Annotated in this window: 23 protein-coding genes; 15 read left to right on the forward strand and 8 right to left on the reverse strand. The window is 59.9% G+C overall.

All coding sequences use genetic code 11. The annotated features are described in order from the left end of the window. On the forward strand, positions 1 to 136 hold a 136-nt coding region (locus tag ABIB80_RS27225), incomplete at its 5' end, for an IS3 family transposase (RefSeq protein WP_354128838.1). 1,216 nt (positions 137 to 1,352) lie between these two features. Here the strand turns inward: ABIB80_RS27225 and ABIB80_RS27230 are convergent. Further along, on the reverse strand, positions 1,353 to 1,832 hold the full coding sequence (locus tag ABIB80_RS27230; protein WP_240543874.1) for a hypothetical protein: 480 nt from the start codon (positions 1,830 to 1,832) through the stop codon (positions 1,353 to 1,355). Positions 1,833 to 2,461: 629 nt separating this feature from the next. On the opposite strand from ABIB80_RS27230, the gene ABIB80_RS27235 reads away from it, so the two are divergent. From ABIB80_RS27235 to ABIB80_RS27275, 9 genes are all read left to right on the forward strand, one after another. Next, the gene (locus ABIB80_RS27235; RefSeq protein ID WP_085357172.1) at positions 2,462 to 2,800 is read left to right on the forward strand and encodes an H-NS histone family protein; all 339 of its coding nucleotides are present in this window, start codon (positions 2,462 to 2,464) and stop codon (positions 2,798 to 2,800) included. Between the two features lie 1,048 nt (positions 2,801 to 3,848). Next, positions 3,849 to 4,031: a hypothetical protein gene (locus ABIB80_RS27240; protein WP_245333112.1), complete on the forward strand. Its 183-nt coding sequence runs from the start codon at positions 3,849 to 3,851 to the stop codon at positions 4,029 to 4,031. A gap of 524 nt (positions 4,032 to 4,555) precedes the next feature. Continuing rightward, entirely contained in the window at positions 4,556 to 4,741 is a 186-nt protein-coding gene (locus ABIB80_RS27245; protein ID WP_354128771.1) for a hypothetical protein, read from the forward strand. Between the two features lie 354 nt (positions 4,742 to 5,095). Then, positions 5,096 to 5,548, forward strand: a complete 453-nt coding sequence (tnpA, locus tag ABIB80_RS27250) for an IS66-like element accessory protein TnpA (protein ID WP_354128772.1) — start codon at positions 5,096 to 5,098, stop codon at positions 5,546 to 5,548. Continuing rightward, positions 5,545 to 5,901, forward strand: a complete 357-nt coding sequence (tnpB, locus tag ABIB80_RS27255) for an IS66 family insertion sequence element accessory protein TnpB (RefSeq protein ID WP_007606730.1) — start codon at positions 5,545 to 5,547, stop codon at positions 5,899 to 5,901. The genes tnpA and tnpB overlap by 4 nt, the downstream gene beginning before the upstream one ends. Positions 5,902 to 5,970: 69 nt before the next feature. Then, the gene (gene tnpC / locus ABIB80_RS27260) at positions 5,971 to 7,500 is read left to right on the forward strand and encodes an IS66 family transposase (RefSeq protein ID WP_354128773.1); all 1,530 of its coding nucleotides are present in this window, start codon (positions 5,971 to 5,973) and stop codon (positions 7,498 to 7,500) included. Between the two features lie 78 nt (positions 7,501 to 7,578). Then, positions 7,579 to 7,752: a hypothetical protein gene (locus tag ABIB80_RS27265; protein ID WP_007592727.1), complete on the forward strand. Its 174-nt coding sequence runs from the start codon at positions 7,579 to 7,581 to the stop codon at positions 7,750 to 7,752. Positions 7,753 to 10,388: 2,636 nt separating this feature from the next. Next, the gene (locus ABIB80_RS27270) at positions 10,389 to 11,132 is read left to right on the forward strand and encodes a Crp/Fnr family transcriptional regulator (protein ID WP_354128774.1); all 744 of its coding nucleotides are present in this window, start codon (positions 10,389 to 10,391) and stop codon (positions 11,130 to 11,132) included. A gap of 412 nt (positions 11,133 to 11,544) precedes the next feature. After that, positions 11,545 to 11,727, forward strand: coding sequence for a hypothetical protein (locus ABIB80_RS27275; RefSeq protein ID WP_354128775.1), 183 nt, complete (start codon positions 11,545 to 11,547; stop codon positions 11,725 to 11,727). Between the two features lie 228 nt (positions 11,728 to 11,955). Here the strand turns inward: ABIB80_RS27275 and ABIB80_RS27280 are convergent, their stop codons facing one another. The 5 genes from ABIB80_RS27280 to ABIB80_RS27300 form a co-directional block, all read right to left on the reverse strand. After that, positions 11,956 to 12,219, reverse strand: coding sequence for a hypothetical protein (locus tag ABIB80_RS27280; RefSeq protein ID WP_007592736.1), 264 nt, complete (start codon positions 12,217 to 12,219; stop codon positions 11,956 to 11,958). 705 nt (positions 12,220 to 12,924) lie between these two features. Beyond that, positions 12,925 to 13,590 carry an RraA family protein gene (locus ABIB80_RS27285; RefSeq protein WP_354128776.1) on the reverse strand — a complete coding sequence of 222 codons (666 nt, stop codon included), beginning with the start codon at positions 13,588 to 13,590 and terminating at the stop codon, positions 12,925 to 12,927. Between the two features lie 70 nt (positions 13,591 to 13,660). Further along, a complete protein-coding gene (locus tag ABIB80_RS27290) occupies positions 13,661 to 14,008 on the reverse strand; it encodes a hypothetical protein (protein WP_354128777.1) in 348 nt (115 codons plus the stop codon). A gap of 387 nt (positions 14,009 to 14,395) precedes the next feature. Continuing rightward, on the reverse strand, positions 14,396 to 17,767 hold the full coding sequence (locus ABIB80_RS27295; RefSeq protein ID WP_354128778.1) for an adenylate/guanylate cyclase domain-containing protein: 3,372 nt from the start codon (positions 17,765 to 17,767) through the stop codon (positions 14,396 to 14,398). Positions 17,768 to 17,809: 42 nt separating this feature from the next. Further along, on the reverse strand, positions 17,810 to 18,208 hold the full coding sequence (locus ABIB80_RS27300; protein ID WP_246648595.1) for a YybH family protein: 399 nt from the start codon (positions 18,206 to 18,208) through the stop codon (positions 17,810 to 17,812). Between the two features lie 220 nt (positions 18,209 to 18,428). On the opposite strand from ABIB80_RS27300, the gene ABIB80_RS27305 reads away from it, so the two are divergent. The 4 genes from ABIB80_RS27305 to ABIB80_RS27320 all read left to right on the forward strand — a co-directional run bounded on the left by ABIB80_RS27305 (position 18,429) and on the right by ABIB80_RS27320 (position 19,810). Then, positions 18,429 to 18,644 carry a dodecin family protein gene (locus tag ABIB80_RS27305; RefSeq protein WP_035994976.1) on the forward strand — a complete coding sequence of 72 codons (216 nt, stop codon included), beginning with the start codon at positions 18,429 to 18,431 and terminating at the stop codon, positions 18,642 to 18,644. Between the two features lie 165 nt (positions 18,645 to 18,809). Beyond that, positions 18,810 to 19,121 carry a hypothetical protein gene (locus ABIB80_RS27310; protein WP_219680055.1) on the forward strand — a complete coding sequence of 104 codons (312 nt, stop codon included), beginning with the start codon at positions 18,810 to 18,812 and terminating at the stop codon, positions 19,119 to 19,121. A 151-nt stretch (positions 19,122 to 19,272) separates the two neighbouring features. Continuing rightward, positions 19,273 to 19,443: a hypothetical protein gene (locus ABIB80_RS27315; protein WP_354128779.1), complete on the forward strand. Its 171-nt coding sequence runs from the start codon at positions 19,273 to 19,275 to the stop codon at positions 19,441 to 19,443. Positions 19,444 to 19,480: 37 nt separating this feature from the next. Continuing rightward, entirely contained in the window at positions 19,481 to 19,810 is a 330-nt protein-coding gene (locus ABIB80_RS27320; RefSeq protein WP_007592751.1) for a GcrA family cell cycle regulator, read from the forward strand. Positions 19,811 to 20,845: 1,035 nt separating this feature from the next. On the opposite strand, the gene ABIB80_RS27325 is transcribed toward ABIB80_RS27320, so the two are convergent. Next, the gene (locus ABIB80_RS27325; protein WP_198288232.1) at positions 20,846 to 20,995 is read right to left on the reverse strand and encodes a hypothetical protein; all 150 of its coding nucleotides are present in this window, start codon (positions 20,993 to 20,995) and stop codon (positions 20,846 to 20,848) included. Positions 20,996 to 22,009: 1,014 nt separating this feature from the next. Here ABIB80_RS27325 and ABIB80_RS27330 point away from each other — a divergent pair. Beyond that, positions 22,010 to 22,213, forward strand: coding sequence for a hypothetical protein (locus tag ABIB80_RS27330; RefSeq protein ID WP_007592755.1), 204 nt, complete (start codon positions 22,010 to 22,012; stop codon positions 22,211 to 22,213). Between the two features lie 35 nt (positions 22,214 to 22,248). On the opposite strand, the gene ABIB80_RS27335 is transcribed toward ABIB80_RS27330, so the two are convergent. Further along, positions 22,249 to 23,250 (reverse strand): formate dehydrogenase subunit gamma, encoded by a 1,002-nt coding sequence (locus ABIB80_RS27335; RefSeq protein ID WP_007592756.1) that lies wholly within the window; start codon positions 23,248 to 23,250, stop codon positions 22,249 to 22,251. Between the last annotated feature and the right edge of the window lie 39 nt (positions 23,251 to 23,289).

Consider the following 23,289-nt stretch of genomic DNA (forward strand, 5'->3'; position numbering starts at 1 on the left):
TCACCGTCAATATGAGACCCGCAATGAAGCCGAGCGCGACATCTTCGCTTACGTCGAAGGCTTCTACAATCAGACCCGAAGACACTCGGCCATCGCCTATATCAGCCCGGTCGAGATGGAGCTAAAATCGGCTTGATCCATGTCCACTTTTTTGGGGGAAGATCACCGTCCCGTGTAGTCTCGTTCGCTTTACCGCGCAACGGGGGTCGGCGAGCAAGCATTCGAAATCCATGTGAAGCTTAAACCGAAAGCAGTTCCCGGTCGGCTTACAAATGGAACCAAATTGATCGCCATTAAATGAGAAATTTGATTATCTCATATAATCATGATGACTCCATCGTAAAATTGAAAAATATGTTGGGGGAAAACATGGGAGGTTGAAATGGAAGCTGCCCGCCGCCTGCGTGCAATGGCGCTGCTTTGCCGACAGACTGCCGCACTCCAACCTGAGAGAAGCTGGAAACTGCTTGCAGAGGCAGAGTACTGGGAGCATCTGGCGGCTGTGGCTTTAGCTCATTGAGCTTCGGTCGAGTGTTCTTTCTTTCGCTTTCGTCGACTTCTTACTTCAAGTCATTTTCTGAGGCATGTGATGTCGAGTACGCGTCAGATTTTTTCGAGTGCTGTTCTGAACGAACGGCACCAGGCGCTTCTGGAGGAGCTTAGAGAGGTGGAGAAGCTTCGAAGCAAGCTCCGACATGTAGAAGCAAGAACAATCGGCAGAAGGCGGCGTACCAAAGCGAGCGGCAGAGCAAGAGCCGTTTAGAGACCGCCGGGACCGAAGGCTGACCCGCGTTGGCTCACTCGCGCGAGTCGATGGACGGATTGCCCGCGTTCCTCGCATCTGCCACTATTTTGAAAGAGGACTGGCGCCTTCATCCCGCAGTAGCGAGCCTCGGTGACGACGTCGCTGCGACATGTCGGCAACCAGCCAGGCCGGGGTGCCTCACAATGCTCGAACTAACTCGGCGGCGAGACCGGCCGTCTATTCAGGATCGCGCGTTAACTCCGACCTTCATTCGACGTTGCACTTCGGAACACAGCAACGAGTCGATCGCCTTGCCAAAGCTCAACGTCGTGCTCGTCATGCATTTGCTCGGCTCGGCGTCTCGCCGCCTGCTCATCAATGCAGTCGAGCTTTGCAGCGCAGATCACTTGCCGGCTGCCGTCCACCACGAACACCTTGTATCGCATAATGCAGTCCGATCCCAAAGGCGACCGTCATCGTACTCGAATGTCCGTCTAAGCCGGTGCCAAACTAGGCGTGGCGCACGGAATCTTTGTACGTGTGGCAGTTCGGCTATACCGGCTCGTGGAATCCATTGATTGCGCGGCGGATGTACCTCGCATCTAAGCTAACGTAATCTCCACGCATGCCGAAGCGTGCGGCTCGAGCTCAAGAGCGAGAGGCCACCAAGCGTCATCAGCAGTACACCGAACCAGGCCGTCCAGCTGCGCGCTTCGCCGTGCGCCTCTGCAGTGCGCGCGCCCAGCGGCATATCTTGAGGTGCGTCGGCGAGAAGCTGCCCAACGTCGACTTGGCCCGGCACGGAGTGTTCGGAGGTGATCTGGTTGGGAAGATCGACAATGGGGGCCGCCGACCCCGTGCCGAGATTGGAAGCGGCATCAGCTACCTTCATTTCGGGTACAGGCGGCTGAGATTGCTCGGGCGGTGCGGAGCGCAGCACCTCCGCGCGCGCATCAACGACCGCGCTCCACCTCGTCCCGTTCTCGTCCAAACTGGCGCTGCGGTCTTTGGCCATGCGAGCCCGAATGGGCTTCTTCACCGTCGCGATGCCCTCGGCCAGGAACCAGCATTTGCGGCGACCGTCCATTCGGTAGACCCAATGCTGTCCACCAGTGGTCGAGGGACCGGGACGCGGCACGCATTCGGCTTGCGGCGGAGAGGTTACCGTGGGTTGGGGCGTAGCAGTATTGAAGAAGTCGGCAAGAGGGTTGGCAGACGCAGGCGCCGCCGATAAACCTCCGACAAGCACCAAACTGGCGAAGTACAATCGCAAATGGCCGGACATCGAAAGCTCCCGGGTGCGCCCCACCCCCGCTCGAACCTTAGCGGCGACAACCGGCTCCCATGCGGCTTAAATCGGGCGGCGCGATGAATTAATTAATTGTACTCTTGGCTACCTGATTAATATGCCGGTCACGAGGCAGCGCGATTCATCGAGCCGTCCGCGCCGCCGTCCGGTCGATCGCCATCTTTGCGCTCGTCCCCGAGCACGAAAGCGCAACTGGCCAAGGGTGAGTTTGTGGAGGTCACGAGACGTGGCTACCCCGCGCGGCGATTTAAATACTCCGCCACGATATTACCACTGTCGCGCCTTTCTCCCTGCTACCTCTCGTATTAAATGTGGATTGCACGATCAATATTTCACTGAGGGCTTGTCTGCTCCCGGATTCCCGACTTGTCTGCCTGGGCCTTCTGCCCAAGATTAGGGATGGAGCCATGAACACCGCGCATTTCAATTCGCTCTCCGTTGACGAGCTCTGGATATTTCACCAAGAGGTCGCCGCCAAACTCACTCAGAAAATGTTGGTGCAAAAAGCACATTTGGAGGAACGGCTCCACAGGATTGGACTGGCCAACGAGGCCACGCGGTTCAATCGCGAGCGCCGTCCATACCCGCCCGTTCGTCCCAAATATCGCAATCCGAAGAACCCGGCGGAGACATGGTCGGGTCGCGGCAGGCTGCCTCGATGGCTGCGGCCGCAGCTTCGAGGCGGCCGAAAATTGGACGATTTCCTAATCGATCGGGCTTCAGCCGAAAAGCGGCAGACAAGTTGAGCGCGCGTTGCGGCATTTTGGGATGGAAATGCTGGCGCCGGCTGTTCCCCCCTGGGCTCTGAGCTTCTCACATCATCGTTCAAACGCGGGTCATAACCATGCTTCGAGGCATGGCCATAGCGAGAGCGCTGGGCTGATGGTCTCGCTGAATCGCTCGGGGGGCCCGCGGCGCAGTGAGGACGCAGTGAGGACATCGACGAGAATCTCAAGCACGCGATGGCCGTGTCTGGTTGTCGTGCCCGCTGAAGTGCCGCCTAACCGCATTCCACGCTCGAAGGACTGGAAAGATGAGCACGATGAAAAGAACCCTGATTGCAACCGGCCTCATTGCGCGCTGCAGGAGTGGTGGGTCGTGATCGTCCAAGCGACCGGCCGTTGTGTTAATCGTCACCGGAGATGGAGTTCCTGCTCGCCGAGTAGGTGCCGGTCTGCGCGAGGGCAGGACAACTACAACGAACAGAACGTTCACCAGTAGCCATATTCCCACAATGAGAAGAAAAGTACGCACGAGGAACGACCATCGTTGGATCTAGAATCTGCCGAGCTTACTCCTGCCTCATACCCGGCACGCAACCGGCAACACTGCGTTCGCGGACGGAGCCGCTTCAGCGCAGCCGGCACATTTCGCATCCCCCGGCGCCGTTGGGCCCCGAGCGCTTTGCGAGCGTCCAGATCGATCGCAGCCTAGTCCGGCGCAACACTCGCGTCTGTGCGCTTTCGAACATTCATGCCCCTTCAGGTATGCTAGTTCTATGCATCATCCGGCGAGAGCCGGACAGGGATGGCTCATCGGCCAAGACGGCCGTCCTCAGCCCGCAATCCTGAACAGGGGCTGGGTCATGGAGCATGGCCAAATATCGCAGCACGATGAGCGGCGAATTTGGCGGTCCGCATAGAACCAGTATCGAGTTTCGGCAGTTGACTCCGGGTGGATCCGAACAAGCAAACTGATTTGTTCGGGCCAAGGATAAGTTTAAAAGCTAAGCCGGCACACATGAAGGACCTCCGACGACGTTTGGAAAAGGTCCGCGCTGACGCCAGAGAGCTTATGCTGATGAGTCAGCAGGCGACGGACATAGAAAAGCGCGAGCTGTTTAAGCGCTTGGCGGATGAACTCGCCTTCGAGGCTCTCGAGCTTGAGCTAATCGTCAAGAAAAATGAGCGAGCTAATCCGTGCGACCAGCACGAGGTCGTGGAGTTTAAGCCGCCCTCTCAGCGAACGCGCGGCTGATGCGGAAGAGGTCAAGCCGGCTCGATCGGCGTGCACAACGGAACTTTGCGCATGGCTCCACCAGCGAACGCTGCTCCGCCTTCGCCGCATCGCATTGCATATTGCGGCTGGGGGGCCCAATCCGGAAGCGGTGATGTCATTGTACGCCGCCAGCAGTTCATCCATTTGGTCCTTCCGTCGATTTCGAAGAACAGCGGGGTTTCAGCCAAGGCGCCCAGGCTACGGAAGTGGTCGACTATTTTTCGGTGAACCTCGATCGCAGCCCACGGACCCACCCGTAAATTTCCCAAGTGTTCGAAACGAGGCGCGCTGGTTAAGTGGTGCGGGTGAGCACCGCACCATGAAAACACCGAAGCCAAAACAATGGACCGACCGCGAGGTCCAGCAATTGTCGAAGCTGGCACGGACGGGCGCTGGCGTAACGAAGATTGCAGCCGAGCTGGGCCGTCATGCAGGATCAGTGAGGCGAATGGCGCGAACGATAGGGGTATTGTTGAAGAAGTAGCCGTCGAGGAAGCTCGCGCATGCCCCGCCCGAAGGAGCGCACCACAGCTGACCTACAGGCCGAAACCACGACTAATGTCCCGCACAAGCCTGAGCGCGGCTTCAGTATTTCGACCATAAAAGAGCGTCTGATCGAGCTGCGAAAGAATGGTCAGCCCAAAAAGCGTGATGGCAATGCCTCTAAACATCGTCGTGGACCGGGTTGAACGATGCAGTGCAAGTTCAAACGGCCCCGGCCGCAGGTTGGGAGGAACAGCCGGGGCCGGTATTCCCATTCCATGTGCCGCAATCGGCGGTAAATCGGCACGCACCTAGCTAGCCAAATAAAAGCTAACGAATTGTTTCGTAAGTCCGGAATTCGGAGCGAAGCGCCGCTTTGGCGTTGCAACGGCTCGTGCTTCGCAACGCAACATAGCGCGAGCACCGCCCGTACTTGCACGAAGGGTTGAACCAAACTTCTTGCCGTTGCATGTCGTCCATATTGTAAGCGCTGTTTCGGTCCCACCTTCCATTGAAGGCGTCGAACGAGGAATGATCGATCTCTGATTGGAGATCGGCTTGTGTCTAAGCTTGACCATATGCTTGAGCCCAGGACCTCGGTTCGTCGGGTCGAGGTCATCACGGAGAGCGGCCGACGGCGGCAGTTCTCGGCCGACGACAAGGCGCGGTTCGTCGAGGAGACGCTGGCCCCGGGAACCGTGGTATCGGAGGTCGCGCGGCGGCACGGATTGTCGCCGCAACAGCTGTTTACGTGGCGCCGGCAAATGCGACAGCCGGTTGCGATCCCTGTGGGATCCGAGCCGCAGACGTTCGTGCCCGCTGTCGTTAGCCCATCGTGCACGCCGCCGGAGCGCTCACCGCGGCAGCGCCGACGACTTCGGAAGACGCCCGAGGGGGCGGAGAACAGCGGCATCATCGAGATCGAGATCAACGGCGTCGCCGTCCGGGTCGGCCGCGGCGCGGATGCCGCGACGGTTGCGGCCGTGATCCATGCGCTGAAGACCTGCACGTGATCGGTCCGACGGGCGCGGTGCGGGTGATGGTGGCGACCAGGCCGGTCGACTTCCGCAAGGGTGCCGAAGGGCTCGCGGCCCTGGTGCGTGAGAGCATCCAGGCCGATCCGTTCTCCGGCGCCGTGTATGTGTTCCGCGCCAAGCGCGCCGACCGGGTGAAGCTGATCTATTGGGACGGCACGGGTGTGTGCCTGTTCGCCAAGCGGCTTGAGACCGGTTCGTTCTGCTGGCCCAACGTGCAGGACGGCGTCATTCGCCTGACCGCGGCGCAGCTGTCAGCCTTGCTCGAAGGACTGGACTGGAAGCGCGTCCACGCCGCGCGCGAGACACCGTCGCCGATCCAGGCGAGTTGAACTGCGGCACAGTGAATCAGTATGCATGTCGCGCTCGCGGGATGCCGCGACGCATGGTGTAATCGCATCATGGCGACGACGGCCGACACGCTTCCGGACGATCCCGGCACGCTCAAGGCGATGCTGCTGGCCGAACGGGCGCGCGCCGCGCGGCTCGAGCAGATCATCAAGGAGTTGCAGCGTCATCGCTTCGGCCGCCGGGCCGAGACGCTGCCGGAGGACCAGTTGCTGCTCGGCCTGGAGGAGGTCGAGCAGGTCGAGGCGAGCAGTGATGCCGCAACCGATGCAGCCAATGCTGCCGAGCGATCGAGCCGAGCCGCACGGCGCCGCAGGAACAGAGGAGCGCTGCCGGCGCATCTGCCGCGGGTCGAGATGCTGATCGACCTCGACGATCACGCCTGCCCTTGCTGTCAGCAGGCGCTGCACCGGATCGGCGAGGATGTGAGCGAACGATTGGATATCGTCCCGGCCCAGTTCCGGGTCCTGGTCGTAAGGCGGCCGAAGTATGCCTGCCGGGCCTGCGAGACCATGGTGCAGGCACCGGCGCCAGCGCGGCTGATCGAGGGCGGGCTACCGACCGAAGCCACCGTAGCGCAGGTACTCGTCGCCAAATATGCCGACCATCTGCCGCTGTATCGGCAGGCTCAAATTTACGCCCGCCAGGGCCTCGAGCTGGATCGCTCGACCCTGGCCGATTGGGTCGGGCGGGCAGCCTTCCTGTTGCGGCCGGTGCATGAGCGACTGCTCGCGAGGCTGAAGCAGTCGACAAAACTGTTTGCCGACGAGACCACCGCCCCGGTGCTCGATCCCGGACGCGGCCGCACCAAGACCGGCCAGCTCTGGGCCTATGCCCGCGACGACCGGCCCTGGGGCGGCACGGACCCGCCCGCCGTCGCCTATGTCTACGCTCCCGATCGCAAGGCCGAACGGCCGATCGTCCACCTCGCGGGTTTTGCCGGCATCCTCCAGGTCGACGGCTATGCCGGCTATCGGGTCCTGGCCGAGCGCGGTGACGTAGAACTGGCGTTCTGCTGGTCCCATGTGCGCCGGCGCTTCTACGAACTCGCCGCGGCCGGTCCCGCACCGATCGCCAGCGAGGCGCTCGAACGTATCGCCGGGCTCTACGTCATCGAAGCCCAGATCCGCGGCCGCACCGCCGACGAGCGTCGCGCCGTCCGCCAAGAGAAGAGCCGGCCGATCGCCGACGAGTTCGAACCCTGGCTGCGCGCCAAGCTCAGTCTGATTAGCCAGAAGACCAAACTCGCGGAGGCTATCCGATATGCGCTGTCGCGTTGGGACGGGCTGACGCGCTTCATTGCCGACGGCCGCATCGAGATCGATTCCAACGTCGTCGAGCGCGCTATCCGCCCAATCGCGCTCAACCGCAAGAACGCCCTGTTCGCTGGCTCGGACGGCGGCGGCGAACACTGGGCCGTCATCGCCTCACTGATCGAAACCTGCAAGCTCATCAGCGTCGAACCCCACGCCTATCTCGCCGACGTCATCACCCGCATCGTCAACGATCACCCGAACAGCCAGATCGACGAATTGCTACCCTGGGCCTATCTCGCTACCCAAAAACGCTGGCGCGTGGCCTGAGAACATCGCTTACTCCATATTCAACGTCTACTTCAGATTGATTTTGTGACAATCCGATTTTTCAGACGAGGCCGGTCCATGAGCGTTCAAGCCATGATGGCGACTATCCTCCAGAACCAACTGACATCGCGCGGAGTGCATTCGCTGACGCATTCGGACTGCGCGGAGATCGTGGAGCACCTGATCGAAAAGCTCACTGAGCTTGAGCTTAGTTTGGCGCGAGAAGTAGCCAACAACCAGAAACTGCAGTAGCGCCAAGCATGATGAGCAATCGAGACTGACAGCGGGGTGTTTGCTGATCCCGTCCCGCTGCCCGATGGCCGCAGTCTGAACACGCTGCACGTCGCCACGATCGACGACGCTCTCGACGCGCGAGCACGATGCGCCGGAATGGTGCCCCTAGCGACGTTGATGCTGGTTGTGGCACTATCGGCGCAGGTCGCGCCCATGGGCGAGAGACCGTCTCGATTAACCCGACCGAGATGTGTAGAGCGCCGACAGCGACCCAACTCACGACACGGTGAGTAGGCCATGTGCTTACAAGGCAGAGGCCCGGAGTGCCTGAGGCGGGCCTCTTCCCTCATCAACTAATCGTCGTCCCGGTCATGATGATGGCGTTCGTGGTGGTGCTCATGGTGATGGTGCTCTGCCCCACCTCCGTTCACACCTTTTGCCCAGACGCAGCGATGGCTTTAGAAGTGAGTGAGGTCGATAGAAGCAAGGTTGAGTGAGGTCGATAGAAGCAAGGTCATGGCGGGCGGCGTTACGCCCGCAAATCTACCGCAGGTCTTCAAAAATTCACGTCGATCGTCATCTTCTGTCGTGGGCATGACATCCACGTCATGGACGTTCGGACAGGCGCGGCGCCATATTATTTCGGCCACTTATCAGAATTTAAATAAGTTAAGCAGATTAAATCAGTCGCTCACGACGTGTAACGAATGCAGCTAATGTTCCGGGTTGCGTGAATCCGAGCGGGTACCTCCTCAGCGGCGGTGGCAGTCTTGAGTATGTCCAGAGCAGTGATCCGTCGGGAACGGATGGGAGTATCGTCCTAATTAACTGGACAGCTTCTTGATGTTATTTAACTTTCTCCGGTTTCAGCTTCGGAACTAATGTTTTGGAGCAAACTCATGCCGGAGTATCGAGCCTACATTCTTGGATCGGACGGCCACATACAGCTTCGCCTTGAACTTGATTGCGCCGACGAACCAACAGCGAGCGAACGAGCCAAGCAGCTCGTTAACCGCCAAGACGTCGAGCTTTGGGAAGGCGCGCGCAAAATCGCGACATATAGGCCAGAAGAGTAAGGTCGCCGACACTGGCGCGCTGGACCAACCCACATTTCGATTGCCGCGACGAGGATCTTGCTCATAGGAGCATAAGCGCACACTGCGCGTCATTCGTGGTCGCCGTTGCTTCGGGGGCAATCGTCTCCCGGCGCGAGTAGTCATTCGCCCCTGTGCGTGCTTGAGGCTCTGTTCTTTCATTTGCACAAGCGGCGTTGCATTCTTGGAAATGGGACGACAGCTCAAGCTCAGCCAAGTGCTCCCAGTATTCTGCTTCCGCGAGGAGCTTCCATTTATTCATGCCATTGTACGCGGCTTGTTGACGACACAGCGAACCCATCGCGCGTAAGCGTCGCACCTTCTCCACTGCGGACCCCCTTCGGCTTGTTCTTCACAAACCTGTTATTTCTGAGTGTCAGAGTTAAAGTCTCGCAGATTGAAATGACAAGCCCGGTGTTTGACTGGTTTTATGACAGCGCAATAGTCTGACTTTTGCCGCTAGCTGAGTGCAATGTCGAATGTCAGCGCCAGAGCGTCGTCCGCCTGCGCTCTGCGCAGGCATGCAATAAGGTTCGCACCAGCAGCATTGAACTTTTGAGCGATCCTTCTTCGATTATGGTTAGCTTTTCATCGCCCCGACGTTTGATCCTTACTTTGTCTCGCCGCATTGGACTACGAACCTGCTCGACGACCGATGGCAATTGATCAACACGACCGCTATTGCGCAAGCCTCCGAGGGCTGTCAGTTATTGCAACGTGGACACTAAGAGCCCGACACACGCAACGAGCGGTGCCGTACTCAGGGTCAAGAGCTTGCTCAGTGCCGGCTTGCAGATCGCGGTTAACAACAGCTGGTTCAGTTGGTTTCCCGCAGATCGAATTTTCTGGAATGCCAGTTCGCAGTGCGCTCACACCATCTAATGGGACGTAAGCTCCGACAGATTACGACGCGCGCAAGCAGGAGCCAGCGTGCAGCTTAAAAGTTCATGGGCGTGGATCGATCTGGAAGATGATCGACATGGATCGAACCGAGCACTTCTTTGCCGGAATGACTATCGTGGGCACGATCTGCCTCTGCGCCGCGTTTACGATGTGGATGCTCGTTTGAGCCGCCACTCGTGCCGCCAACGGAGGCGCCCTATTTCGGTGGCTGCCATCTTGGCAAGGTCAGCCACTCGGTTATCTGAGACGTGATTTCGTTCTGCCGGGCCTTCCTAAGCAGACTGTCTCGTTTGTCCTGGCGGAAATGACCGGGCTTCATCACGTAGCTGTCGAGCTTCTAGGTCAAGCCGAGCCCCACACTTCCGAGATCGCCGCGGCGTTTGCCGCGTCCCGGAAAGCGGAACTCCCTATGGTATTACCCATGCGCATTTCGCAATTGTACAGCGGGGCGCTGGGACCTAACTCCTCAATCATCCTGAGACACAACAATTCGCCTCCGAGGCGCGCGTAGTTGGAGTTTTTTCTTTTGAGATTGAGAGCTTCCGCAGCTGAATTGAACTTCGGGGCGCGAGGCGTAGGCGGATTCAAACAAAGTTCGAGTTGGCCGCCCTATGACGCTCAAAATGCGATGCGGCGGATCGTTCGAGGTAAACTGCAGTGACGCTTCCCGGCGAAATTGGTAACCGACTTCTGGCAACACTACCCGCGGCGGACCTCGATCTGCTGGCGCCCGAGCTAGAGGTGGTAGTGCTCGATCGGGATGCGGTCGTCTCGCAGGCGGGTGACCAGACCGAGCACGTCCTCTTTCCTCATAGTGGCGCCATTTCTGTGATGATCGACATGGCCAACGGACAGACGGTCGCCAGCGCCGCAATAGGGCGCGAGGGAGCAGTAGGCACTCTTTCCGTGCTGGGGCCGTCCCCTTCGGCCGTTACCGCCGTCGTTCGTGCCGCGGGCATTGCCTCGCGGATCCCCGCATCGCGATTCCACGCCGCTTTTAGCCGAAGCCCCGCGATCCGCCACGCAGTCCAGATTCATTTCAAAGCGATGCTGATACAGCTACAAATCGGCGGCGCCTGCAATGCTCTGCATCCGGCCCAAGCCCGCATGGCACGCTGGCTGCTCCATCTTCGCGACCGCGCCGACCACGACGTCCTCGCACTCACCCAAGAGGCGCTTTCGCAAATACTGGGTGTGCGACGAACGACAGTGACGCTCCTGATGCGCAACCTGCGCGCTTCCGGAGCGATCAGATCTGAACGGCGAGGAGAAATCGAAATTGACCCATCGCGGCTCGCAGCGGTGGCGTGCGAATGCCACGATACCATGCGTCTCGAAATCGAGGGGATCTTCTCTATGAATGCAGCCCGATCTCGCGCTTTGGTTCTGCCGACGCCGTAACTGAAACGGGGGATGCCGCAAACCATCGCGCCTTTCGGCGTGATAGCCCGTTATCCCGGACATGGACGATGTGGCCAATGTGCAACGGGCGCCTGGCTTCTCCACGGCAATGTCCGCGACCGAACAATCCCGCTCATGAGGTACGCGGTACTATCGGCGCGCCATGTACTGGGGGTCTGTGGATGAACTTTTCAGACGAAAGATCAGACCTTATTGTCTCTTTGGGAAAGCGTGCGGCGACAAGTGTTGGCTGATCGCGCGAATGGCGGACGCTCCCGCGTTGTTGGTGACAATCTGCGCACCTGCTGAACCGCTACGTTCGGAGATGGATCGACGGGAGCTCAAGTACGCCTCAATCAATTCAACTGAATGAAGCAGAGGGTGCCTCTGGGGCACACAGACGATGAGAGACATGCAGGAGCAGCTCGAGAACCTCCTCAAAGACGCAGCCGACTGCAAATCGATCAGCGATCTGGCCACCGACCTGAAAAAGCGAGAGTTGTTCGCGAGGCTTGCCGATCATCTGAGCGTCTTGGCTTCCGAGGTCGAGCGTGCAATTGCTGCGACAGCCTTTGGCACCGAATCGGAGCGATAAGAGGATATGCCCCCACACCGATGATTGGGAACTAGCATGCGATGAGCGGTGAAGGAGGACATGACTGCGGAGCGGCCTCGCGTGCGGGAGTGCAATCGCGCGCTCGCGTCGCCACTAGTCGGAACGCCTATCTGCCCGTGCAAGGCAATCAGCTAACTTCGATCGTCAGCTGCGACCGCAGCCCTGACCTTGGAGGATATCCCCGGCCACACGAAGGCTGCGTCATGCTCATTCGCTATAGGACCGGCGTTGCCCTGTTTCAGCAGCCTCATTCGAGGCCAAGCAACGCCGCGCCCGCTCGATCTGGGCGCCGGTCGCCCCGTGGTTACGGGCATACATCTCAGCCAGGGCCGCCGAATACTTAGCAACGTAGTATTTGACCTCTGAGCAAGAAATCCGCTCTCCCGGTCTGTGCTGGCGCGCAGCATAGGCTTCAGAGCTCAGCGTCATCAGAAACAAGGCAGCAGCGCCAATCGCACGCGTGACAGTCATTGTCATCCCCCACAGCTACTAGGTTCGTTGCAGAGAGCAGGCCTGAATCGTCCCGATCGCGCAAATTAACACTGGGGCGCTAGTGCAACGTGTTGTGGACTGTTGCTTTCATGCCCCAGCTTCGTGAGCACCGGCCCGCCCATGCTGGCGAACCCCGTACAAATCCAGACTCGTCGACACAGATGCGCGGCAATTGACGTCCCCATGTAAGCTGCATTGCGCAACGGGACACGCCGCTCTGGTCATCTCGGGAACCCAAGGGCGCGACACGCCGGCCGGCGCCGCCGCGATCCTAACGGGCACAAACCTCTCCCGCGTCGCCTGGGGAGGACCTCACGATGCCGACCAGCAATTCAATCCTCTGCGCGGATGACTACCGGTACGATCATCCTCTCTCGCTCCAGTCCATCATGGGCCAGTTTGAGCGAACTACAGCAACCGAGGGCCAACCAGATCCAATCGTGGCCCCGAAGCGCTTGGATTGATGGATCGGGCGGCGGGATTTGATGTCCTGTTCGTCGACGCGATCATGCCGGTCGGCATCAACGGACGGCTGCTTGCCGTCAAGATCGACAATCGCCCGCCCGGTACTTTACACGTGGGGATATTCGGAGAACGCGATCATTCACCATGGCATGCTCGATCCGGGGCTTCCTTGCTCAGCAAGCCGTCCCGGTAGGTCCCTGCTTCCTCCGCTTTGGCGCTTCAGTTCGCGCACCGCGCTTCCAATGCGTCGATGAACGAACGATCCCACCGGCCGCCACGCATGGGCTGCATCGTGGCTTCTTCACGGGCACGCTGAGTCTCGGCATTCGCGATCAACGAGCGAGCCGCATCGGGCGCGAATGCGAGCAGGCCATCCTGATCGCCAACGAGCAGATCACCTGGCCGCACGACCATCCCACCGACCGTGACCGGCACATTGATCGCGCCAGGACCATCCTTGTAGGGGCCGCGGTGATTGACGCCGCGTGCATAGATCGGAAACGTCCGCTCCCGGATTTCCGCCACGTCGCGGATAGCTCCATCGATCACCATCCCAGCAAGACCTATCGTTGCCCCGTAAAAGGATAGAATACCGCCGATCACTGCATTCGTGATGTCGCCACCCGCGTCGATCACCATGACATCGCCCGGCCGGCAAAATTCGAAGGCGCGCAGGATTGCGAGGTTGTCTCCCCCTCGAGTGAGCACTGTGACCGCCGTTCCGCCGAGCGGGGCGGGCTTGTGGTAGGGCGCGAGCCCGACGGAGCCGCTGTTCCGCTGCATATTGTCGCTCAAGAGCGCCACGGGGATGCCGCGAAGCGCAGTAATGATGTCGGCCGATATCTGCGGTGCGGAAGCATTCTTCGTGAGACCGGACGTCTGCATGGCTTCGAATCCTGTGTGGAGTATTAGCGCAAATCGAACACGGCCCGCGCGATGCGCGCGACGCCGTCGGTCAATGTTTCAATATCGGTGGCGATCGAAGACCTGAAGTAGGGCGAAAGTCCATAGGCCGTTCCGGCAACCAACGCGACGCCGGCGCTGTCGAGAAATACAAAACCACGTCGCCGTCGGCGTCGAGCCGTTTGCCGTCGGGCGTGGCCTTGCCGATCAAGCCACCGCAATTGACATAGAGGTAGAACGCACCACTCGGCGCCATGCAACTCAGGCCGGGGATCGCGTTGACGAGCGTGCAAGCACACATGCCTCGGCGCCGGTAAAACGGAATAGCACCCGGATTCGTACCTTCACGAACCTTATCGATGATATTGGCGAGGCGGCGAAAGGGTGTCCGGTAGGTCAATCGAATAAGCCATCAGTCCGCCAACTTGGACGAAGTCCCCATAAGCATACATTGTGGGAATTTGGGCTTCAGCCGCCAGTTCGGCAATCATCGCACGATTGGTGAAATGCTCGGCTTTCATCAGATACCATCAGCGCATCCAAGTGATCTTGTTGCATCGATCTGAAGACGCGCTCTGCCTCGTTAAAGCCCTTGCCCAGCAGCTGCTCTTTTTGCCGCTTCTCGCGCTGCCGCACCCTCTTGGGTCTTGCCAGTACGATCGCGAGTGCGGGCCCGGGTGCCCACCAACAACCAATTTAGTTTTCCAGATTGCGCGAGCCTCAGCAGAAGCTTCGGTCCACCGGAAGCCCCGGACCATGCGAATGGTGCACCGCTGAACACGTGACGTTAAACTTCAGCGATTTCCTCCAAGAGTGCTTTGGCAGAACGAAGGTCTGATGTTTCCAACCCTTCCGTAAACCAGCCGTAGACGGGACCAAGGAGGCCTCTCGCGTCGGCCTTCCTGCCCTGGTCGCGCCAAAGCCGAGCCAGACTCATGGCCGCACGTAATTCAAAGGATTTCGCGCTTTGGCTTTGAGCAATCTTGAGCGCAGCTTGCAAGTAGTTCTCGACCTCCTCAGTTGGAGCACCACGAGTGCGATGCAGTTCGCCCTCCATGCATGCAAGCTCCGCCTCCCACATATGTTCTTCGTTGCGCGCAGCAATGGCCTTCGCTTCGGCCAGGGTGGCCAGCCCGTTTTCGTCGTCACCTAACTGGTGGTGCATCGCCGCGAGCATCCACAAGTACCGGACCTGGTACCAACTGGCTCCGAGCCTGGCCCTCTCGTTCAGACTGAGGCGCATGAGCGCCAAGCCGCCCTCCACGTCACCTTCTTGGGCCATTGCCCAACCCCGCAGGATGAGACCGCTCAAGCGCCAATAATTCAAACTGTGCTGATCGGCGAGATCGATGATGGCTTCAGCGTGCGCATGCACACCCGCCACGTCACCCATCAGCTCCGCAGGCCCCGCTCCGCCATAGACCTGCACGTGCGCCGTAAGGTTCGTTTGATTTAACTCCGCAGCGTATTCAAACGCCGCGCGGCTGGCCCTCTGCGCCTGTTCGGAATAGCCAAGTATCCAAAGCACGATCGCCAGGTAGGGTAACGCCGAGGCCTTCGGATCATGTACATAGTGGACAGGTGGCGGCCGATGCGTATCCGGCTGATAGCGCCTCACGATCGCTTCGAGCTCTAAGCGCGCCGTAAGAAAGTCGCCGGCGTGCATGGCGGTGAGCGCCGCCAAACGATGCGTAGCTAGTTTGAGCGCCGTGTCCCCGGTGCGCTCGGCAGCGCGCTGGGCCTCGGCGACAAGGCTCTGCATGGCACCAAAGTCGCCTCGCACGAAGTGGAAAACAAACTTGCCGCTAAGGGTGGCGAACAAGGCATCCGTGTCATCGAGTTCATAGCAGAGCGCATGGGCCCTGCTGAAGGCCGTGCCAAGCTGCGGCGCCGTGTATCCGTGAATGGCAATCAGCGGACCTCCGATCGCCGTTTGCAGGGCGAGTTCCTGGCGATCGCGCTCCGGCCCTTCTGGATTCGACTTGAGTGCATCCAGCCCTCTTGTGAGATGAGCGATCGCCTCGAGATTGGCGGAACGCCCCGCGGCAATCCGGCCCGCCCGCAGCCAATAGCCGACCGCCTTTCCCGCCAGTCCCCCCTGCGTGAGGTGCAAAGCGATCGTCTCCGGCTCAGCTTCTGCACGGGCAGGATAATGTTCCTCGAGAGCTGCAGCGATGCGAGCATGGATCTGCTGCCGCTTGCTCTTTAAGAGGCTCTCATGCGCGATGTCTTGGACCAGCGCATGTTTGAAGCTGTAGCCCGTATCCGGAGGTGCTCCACGGCGGAATATCAGTTCCGCTGTCATTAGATCATTGAGAGCACGCTGCAGCGCGTGTTCGTCGAGCGCCGTTACCGATCTTAGAAGCTCGTGTCCGAATTCGCGCCCAATGCATGCCGCGATCTGGGCGACTTCCTTTACCGGCGCCAATCGATCGAGGCGCGCCATCAACGAGTCCTGGAGCGTCGTCGGGATCGCTAGGGGCGGCAAAGGACCAATCAACTCATAGTAGCCGCCCCGGTCTTTGAGCAGCCCGGATTCGAGGACGGCCTTGGTGAGTTCCTCGACAAACAGCGGCACGCCATCAGTTTTAGCCAGAATCTGCTCAAGCACCTCTTGTGGAAGTATTTTGCCGCCAGTGATCCGGTCAACGACAGTCGCCCCTTGCCTGCGGCCTAGTCGGCTTAAAGAGAGCGCCGTCACGTGCCCATGACCTGCCCAGCGCGGAACGAACTCAGGCCGGAAGGTGATGATGATCAGAATCGGGAGTTGCTGCACTTCGTCAACGGCCCGGTCGAGGAGTTCGAGCATGGTAGGGTCTGCCCAGTGAACATCCTCGTAGACGGCGAGCAGCGGCTGCCTTGCCGCCAGGCCTTGTATCTGCTCCAGGAGAGCCTGGAACGTTCGCTCCTTCTTCTGGTGTGGGCTAAGTGCGAGTGGCGAGTATCTCTCCCCCGTCGGGATTGCCAGGAGGTCCGCAAGAACCGGCGCGCTCTCATGCACGTCGTTTGTGGCAAGAGCGAGCATGGCCTCGAGTTTATCGAGCTGTTCTTCGGGAGCATCCTCCCGTCGTATTCCTGCTGCCCGCTCAAGGAGCCCAATGACAGGATACAAGGCGGTGCTGGTATGGAACGGAGAACAGAAATGGCTCAGTGGCGTGTGCGGCGCACCTGCGAGGTGGTCGCGCAGCGCCCGCACGAGCCGGGACTTGCCAATGCCTGCTTCGCCGCCGAGCAGGACAATCTGTCCCTCTCGCTCTTTCGCGTGCTCCCAGCGCTCCAGGAGCAATGCAAGTTCTTGGTCTCGTCCGACGAGCGCGGTCGTTGCCATGCCGTGCTGGGCGTCGAATCGACTCTCGGCTGCGCCCTCACCACTGACAAGCCAGGCCTGCACCGGCTCCGGGAAACCTTTGAGCGGCACTGTGCCGAGGTCCTGGTAAATGAAGGCTTCGGCCAGCAGGCGGCGCGTTGACTCGGCGATCACCACATCACCGGGCTCGGCCAGACTCTGCAGTCGGGCAGCCAGGTTCGGGGTTTCGCCGATCACGGCGCGCTCGCGAGCCTCTCCCTCGCCTATCAGTTCGCCGACCACGACGAGACCGGTTGCAATGCCGACGCGCGCGGCAAGCGCTACACCGCCCGGCTCGGTAAGGGAGGCGACCGCCTTGGTCACTCGAAGCCCGGCGCGGACGGCACGCTCCGCCTCATCTTCATGCGCCCGCGGCCAACCGAAATACGCGAGAACGCCGTCGCCCAGGAGCTTGGCTATGTGGCCTTCGAACCGGGCGATCTCGCCCGCCACGGCGTTGTGGTAGGCCTGCATGAGGTCACTCAGCTCCTCGGGGTCGCGCCCTGAGGCGAGCGCGGTGGAACCGACCAAGTCGACGAACATGACCGTAAGCTGCCGACGGTCCGCCTCTGAGGGCAGTGACGGCCTTGTACGTTCAGTTGGCTCACCAGCATCAGTGGCGACGGAAGCGATCGATGACATGCGCGCCTGAATCGCTTTCAATACGGTCTTGCGCGGCCCGAGCGGCAAGCCGAGTTCTCGCAGATCGGCTTCAGTCAGGTCGTGCAGTACATCAGGCGTGACTTCGGCTTCCTGGAAAGCGCGAGTGTAGCGCTCCAGCCCAAGACTGCGAAGCCATTCGGCTATATCCACGCGACGTCTCCTCGCGCGGCGCCAAGCGATACGACGGCGAGTTCAGTTGAAGGTATGTAACCTCAGCTTCAGTGAGCCATCCGCTTGACGCTCGAACACATGGGTGGCAATGCCGCCGGCACTTTGGCGGCTCCCATCCGGTCCCTTGCCGTTGGCCGTCCATTTTGCGGTACTGTAGACGACCTTCTCGTCTCCACCCGCATCTATGATTGTTAGTTTGTGATCAGTGAATCCGCCTGAAAACAGCCCAGCAAAGAATTTTTCGATTTCTTCCGGACCCGATATAACCTGATGCGTTGGTGGTAACACTTTCGCGTTTGAAACGTACGCTGTGGCGACCCCTTTGGCGTCAGCTTTGTTGAACGCCGTATCCCACGCGGCATAAGCTCCGGTAACTTCGGCTCTCACGTCGGAGTTCGTCGAGGAGGCCAGGTTCGGCATGATTCCCTCCCTCAGAATTGGCTTAGTGACCTCCATCATACTACTGCTGGCCAGTCCGCGAAATCGGAACTCGCGGGAACAGGGCGTGCTATTAGGCCGCGGACGAAACGAGGGCACATCCATACTTCCGCTGAGGGCTACGAGCGCCTTTTTCCGATTTCTAGATTTCACAATGGCAGGGAGCACCTGCTTCCTGCTTCATCCCGGACAGGAGGACGACATGCCTGATAGCGTCTACAAGGTCATTGAACTGGTCGGTACGAGCAACGACTCGTGGGAGAAGGCCGCCGCGAATGCGGTCGAGCAAGCTGCAAAATCTCTCCGAGATCTTCGCATTGCAGAGGTCGTCAAGCTGGATATGCAGCTCGATGACAAGGGAAAGGTCGAGGCCTATCGCGCCAAGCTCAACGTATCGTTCAAGTTCGAGGGCTCCTGAGCCTCAGCACCTCGCCCGATGCGCAGGGCGAGGAGGACTCATTGGAAAAGGCGCGTTGCCCGGTTCGCCTAGCCGGACACTGTGGCCCGGCCTCGGAAGTTGGCCCTAGTCCGACCGGGACCGATATGCTTTGATGCGTCGGGGCGTGTGGCGCGTGGTGGCCTTATGTACATGGTCATTCGCAAGTACACCAAGGTTCGTTCGGTAGCGGACGCCGCTCGCCGCGCCAAGAGCGGCGTCGGCCAGATCCTAAGGCAATCGCACGGATTCAGATCTTACTATGTGCTGGATGCGGGCGACGGCGTTGGTATCGCCGTGATGATATTTGACGATCGCGAAAGCGCCAATGCAGCGAACGCCAAGATACTCGCGTTTGTTCAAGCAAGTCTACATGACCTCGATCTTGGAGTTCCCGAAATCACCACCGGCGACGTTTTGGTGAACATAGAGCCGAATGAATTCTCGGGCATAAAGTAGCTGAAAACGCCGCCATTTGCGCGGCGGTTGGCCTCCTTTGCTCCTGTCGTCGACTTGATGTTCCCATCTCGTTTGCACCGGTCGCGCCCTGGACGCGCGTGCCGTCCGCCATGAATATGCGACTACGCGTGTTTTCGAGGAGTAGAGCCACATGAAGCAACATACCTTCGAAGCATTTTCCGCCACCGCGATCTACTGGACACCGCTTGTGCTTATGGGCACCGCGATGCCGCCAAGAGATCCCGATGAAGACGACGAGGACGACGAAGAGGAAGATGACGCTGACGACCCGCCGGTCGTGCGCGAGCCGGACGAAGACTAGACTGGCGTGTTCGGCAGTCGGCGCTATAATATCTCTCATGGGCTGGGATGCGAAAGACATAGCGCTCCTCAACAGACTCTGGTCCGCAGGACAGAGCGCGGCGCAGATTGCGCGTCGTCTCGGGTGCAGTCGTAACGCGGTCTGCGGCATGCTGACCCGTCTGGGCTTGAAGCGCGGCCACAAGCCGCCCACAGCAAGGCCCAAGATAAGGCCGCGCCCGAAGCTGAGGCCGACCTCGTCGGCGGCCTGCGCCCGTCCAGTCGCACGGAAGGTGTCGCGGAACACAGTGCAGAGGCAGCCGCCCAAGGAATTCAGCAAGCAGCAGCTCTACTCCATGCTGGCAGAGGCGGTCAGAAACACTGGCTAAGAGCTCACCAAGAATGTGGTTGTGCTCCCGCAAGTCCCTGGCCGAGTTCGACGGGTTCGGCAGTCGTACACCCATCCCAAGACTTCATCTGCTTGGAGTCAAAAGCAGCGGTAGATGCTAGGCTGAACTTACTTGTGGTTTGCCGCCGAAAGCCGACATGTCACCGATTCAAGAGATCTTCGGCTAAGCGGCCTGAAGTGGAAGCCGTAATGCCGGATCTGGCCCTTGAATGACCTGCCGTCGATATCGGTGACGCCGCAACGTCGATGGCGATCGTCGTGCGCTCGAAAAGCGATCTTGCAAACGATAAGGCGCTGCTTGCGGCCAACTCACCTGTTCCGCCGCAAGGAACGATTGCATCAGCCGTGCTTTAGCCGTCCGCACCTTGTTCGATCAACAGTTTGCGAAAGCCGCCGCCGCCGATCGAAGGACCAGTCAATGCGCATCCGTCTCGTTGGTGGCACGGGGCTTGTTCGATCGGCAATCCAGGCCAGACTGTCCGCCGAAGGGCCCGAATGCGTATTGGTGTCGCGCCACCCGGCGGCACCTGATACGCACCACATCACCCTCGATATGGTCGGACCACCGACGCTTCGAAATGGAAGGACGCTCTTGCCGACGTTGATGTCGTTGTCAATGCGGCGGGTGCCCTGCAGGGACAGGACATGCAGGCGGTTCATGTTGCTGGCAGCGCGGCGCGGGGGCCATGCAAGGGTGCGAAGTCATTGGATGTCTCAGCAGGCGGTTGCTGGGCCCGGCCCGGGCCTAGCAGAATCCCCGCGCTCGTTTCATTGTATGCGGCGCCCGAACCGTTGGGGCTGACTGACATCAGCGCCGAACTGAACCAAGGCTGGAGCCGAGTGACTTCCGCAGTTTGCCCGAAGCTGCAAATCAGAGTCCTCTGCTCTTGTCGCCGTTTGACCCTGAACGGACATGCTAGGCATAAACAGCTGGACGCGGTGTGGTGTGAGGTCTTGGCTTTGGTTTGCTCGGACGTCCGCATCACGGACTGACGCGCTCGCACCAAACCCTGCCCTACTGGGCTTGATCGTAGGCCTGCAGGATCCGGACAAAATCAGCCATGCTGGATCGATCTTGGTTTTCAGCCATAGCTGCAACCTGAGTATTGGACACGCGTTGGCTTCCCCGTCTGAACCGCATCAGGAGGTCGGCGATGTTTCTCATGGCGGACTCTCTGCACTAACTACGGCCGTAAGCGTCAGTTGAGCGGCGAAGCACCGCTAGATCGGGAGAAGAGCCGGCGGGCGCTACGCCGCCGGTCTCGTCCCGCAACTGTCGGCTCGCAGGGCCGGTTCCGTTGCTTTTCAGTCTGGATGTATCGGTAACATTAGCGCTTGGTCGGCGCCATCGCGCGCAGGTATGAAGTGACCATACTTAGGTAGACTTGGGTTAGTGAATCGGGATCGGGAGCCATCCCGATCGGCACCGTTCGAATTGGAGGCTGCCGCTGACCAGGCCATCGCTGCCTGCGGTCGAGACACCCGGGAGGCGGTCAAGGCGCTCATTGTCGCAAACGGGCTCCTCGAGGCGCAGGTCGAGGATTGCGAGCCTCGGTTTCCGCCGGCTACTCGCGCGGCCCGTTCGTCGTCCGCGCGACCGTCCCCCCGAATTGACCAAGTAGGCACTTCGAAACCGCCCGTCGAAAAGGCGGCCTCGGTCAAGCTGCAGATCCGAGCTTCATCGAAAGCTCTCAGCGCGGTCGCCTTCAGCCGCAGCGGGGATGCGGCGATGGGCCACTTCGGAGACGCAACCGTGATACGGAAGTTTGGCGAGGTCCTGGACGACCTGAGTACGCGTGAAGCCGCTGGTTCAGCTTTTTCAAGTCGTACTCGGTGCGCAGCCGGCCCACGATCGCTCCGATCACCTCCTCGCATCTTGCTGCCCGTCCGACATGATCGCGACCTTCCAGGTGTCGTGACAGGGCAAGATGAGATGGCGATATAGGTCGGCAACTCGCAGCTGTCTTCCATTGTTGGACCTTCGGCCCTTCTAAGCTCCGGAACACGTGCGCGGTCCATACTTCTTGTTTGGCGGCGCAAACCATCGATGGACTGCCCGACCTTCGTTCAGCCGTCGGAACCGGAAAAAAGGCTCGAAGGATGTGAGGCGGCTCACATCACCGGGACCAATTAGAGCCTACGCCGTCTTGGCGGATACAACACCGGACGGAGATGTCGAATGAAACGCCTTATGCTTTCGCTCGTCACGGCCCTGCTCGTCATCGGTGCGGCGACCAGCGTGCTCAGACCGCATGCACTTCTTCACTCTGCACAGAGCGGCATGCCAAACATTCAAGAGCTGCAGACAGCCCAGGCGAGCACGCTGGCCGAGCAGGAGATCGAGGACCGGTCCGTTCTGTTTGCCAGAGGGCGCACGCAATAGAGCACACCTGACCGGCCCTCTTCAGCCGCTCCCCCTCATTCCGCCGCAGCGGTCACTGGTTGCGGCTTTTGATCGTTCGGCCCGGTTCGCCCACTCTGTTCGTCGAGCCAGAGGCTATGATGTTCGCGTGCCCAGTTGAGGTCGACCTCACCCGAACCCATGGCCTCGAAAGCCCCCTCCATCCCGATCGTGCCGATGTAGATATGCGCTATCATTGCGGCCACGAATAGCACGGCAACCACGGAGTGGATGATCTGGGCCATCTGCATGCCTTCAATGCCGCTGACGTAGAACGGGAACATCAGCTCGTATCCCGTCGCTGCAACGAGGCCGCCCCCGATTACGACGATCCAGTAAATCATCTTCTGGCCGGCGTTGAAGCGATAGGCCGGTGGATGATCATGGCCGACAATGCCCCCTCCCCGCTTGATCCAGGCGACGTCCACCTTGTTCGGGAGATTTCCCGCGATCCACATCAGGAAGATCAGGACGACGCCGACGGTGAACGGGAAACTCAGATAGTTGTGGGCATACTTCGCCCATTGTGACCATTCGGAGAACGCTTCAAAACCGATCAACGGCAATAACAACGGCCGCCCGAAGGTGATGTTCAGACCCGAGATGGCGAGGATGATGAAGCAGGTCGCTGTCATCCAATGCACGAAGCGCTCAAACAGCGTGAAGCGCACAATGGTGCGGCCCGATCGCCCGCTTTCAAGCCGCACCATGCCGCGGGTGAGATAGAAGATCACGAGCAAAGCCAGCATGCCGATAATCGCGACGCCCCCGATCCAGCGCAGCGTGACATTGCGAAACTCCCGCCATTCGCGTCCCTGTGGCTGCTCAAGCACGCCCGATCTCTGATCCGGAATGCTGACACGGCCCTGGATTCGGTTCAGCTCCTGCAGCAACTGCTGCTCCTTGACGGAGCTTGCGGTCGGATTGACCTGCTGGGTGCTCGCTGGAGCCGCCATGATCACCAGAAGCAGCGCGCATGCGCCAAATGCCAGGCGAACGAGTTTTCCAAATGACGCCATCTGCGCCTCCCGGTATCGCGTCCTTGACTGTCGTCCGCG

Source organism: Bradyrhizobium sp. i1.15.2, assembly GCF_040548425.1.
Classification (GTDB): Bacteria; Pseudomonadota; Alphaproteobacteria; order Rhizobiales; family Xanthobacteraceae; genus Bradyrhizobium; species Bradyrhizobium canariense.

Coding starts and splice junctions, on each gene's coding strand:
- ABIB80_RS27245 (WP_354128771.1), top strand. CDS start 4,556: ATGCCCCGCCCGAAGGAGCGCACCACAGCTGACCTACAGGCCGAAACC.
- ABIB80_RS27330 (WP_007592755.1), top strand. CDS start 22,010: ATGAAACGCCTTATGCTTTCGCTCGTCACGGCCCTGCTCGTCATCGGT.
- tnpC (WP_354128773.1), top strand. CDS start 5,971: ATGGCGACGACGGCCGACACGCTTCCGGACGATCCCGGCACGCTCAAG.
- ABIB80_RS27310 (WP_219680055.1), top strand. CDS start 18,810: ATGTACATGGTCATTCGCAAGTACACCAAGGTTCGTTCGGTAGCGGAC.
- ABIB80_RS27240 (WP_245333112.1), top strand. CDS start 3,849: ATGCTGATGAGTCAGCAGGCGACGGACATAGAAAAGCGCGAGCTGTTT.
- ABIB80_RS27230 (WP_240543874.1), bottom strand. CDS start 1,832: ATGGACGGTCGCCGCAAATGCTGGTTCCTGGCCGAGGGCATCGCGACG.
- ABIB80_RS27275 (WP_354128775.1), top strand. CDS start 11,545: ATGCAGGAGCAGCTCGAGAACCTCCTCAAAGACGCAGCCGACTGCAAA.
- ABIB80_RS27320 (WP_007592751.1), top strand. CDS start 19,481: ATGGGCTGGGATGCGAAAGACATAGCGCTCCTCAACAGACTCTGGTCC.
- ABIB80_RS27265 (WP_007592727.1), top strand. CDS start 7,579: ATGAGCGTTCAAGCCATGATGGCGACTATCCTCCAGAACCAACTGACA.
- ABIB80_RS27335 (WP_007592756.1), bottom strand. CDS start 23,250: ATGGCGTCATTTGGAAAACTCGTTCGCCTGGCATTTGGCGCATGCGCG.
- ABIB80_RS27315 (WP_354128779.1), top strand. CDS start 19,273: ATGAAGCAACATACCTTCGAAGCATTTTCCGCCACCGCGATCTACTGG.
- ABIB80_RS27235 (WP_085357172.1), top strand. CDS start 2,462: ATGAACACCGCGCATTTCAATTCGCTCTCCGTTGACGAGCTCTGGATA.
- ABIB80_RS27305 (WP_035994976.1), top strand. CDS start 18,429: ATGCCTGATAGCGTCTACAAGGTCATTGAACTGGTCGGTACGAGCAAC.
- ABIB80_RS27280 (WP_007592736.1), bottom strand. CDS start 12,219: ATGACTGTCACGCGTGCGATTGGCGCTGCTGCCTTGTTTCTGATGACG.
- ABIB80_RS27325 (WP_198288232.1), bottom strand. CDS start 20,995: ATGAGAAACATCGCCGACCTCCTGATGCGGTTCAGACGGGGAAGCCAA.
- ABIB80_RS27285 (WP_354128776.1), bottom strand. CDS start 13,590: ATGCAGACGTCCGGTCTCACGAAGAATGCTTCCGCACCGCAGATATCG.
- ABIB80_RS27300 (WP_246648595.1), bottom strand. CDS start 18,208: ATGCCGAACCTGGCCTCCTCGACGAACTCCGACGTGAGAGCCGAAGTT.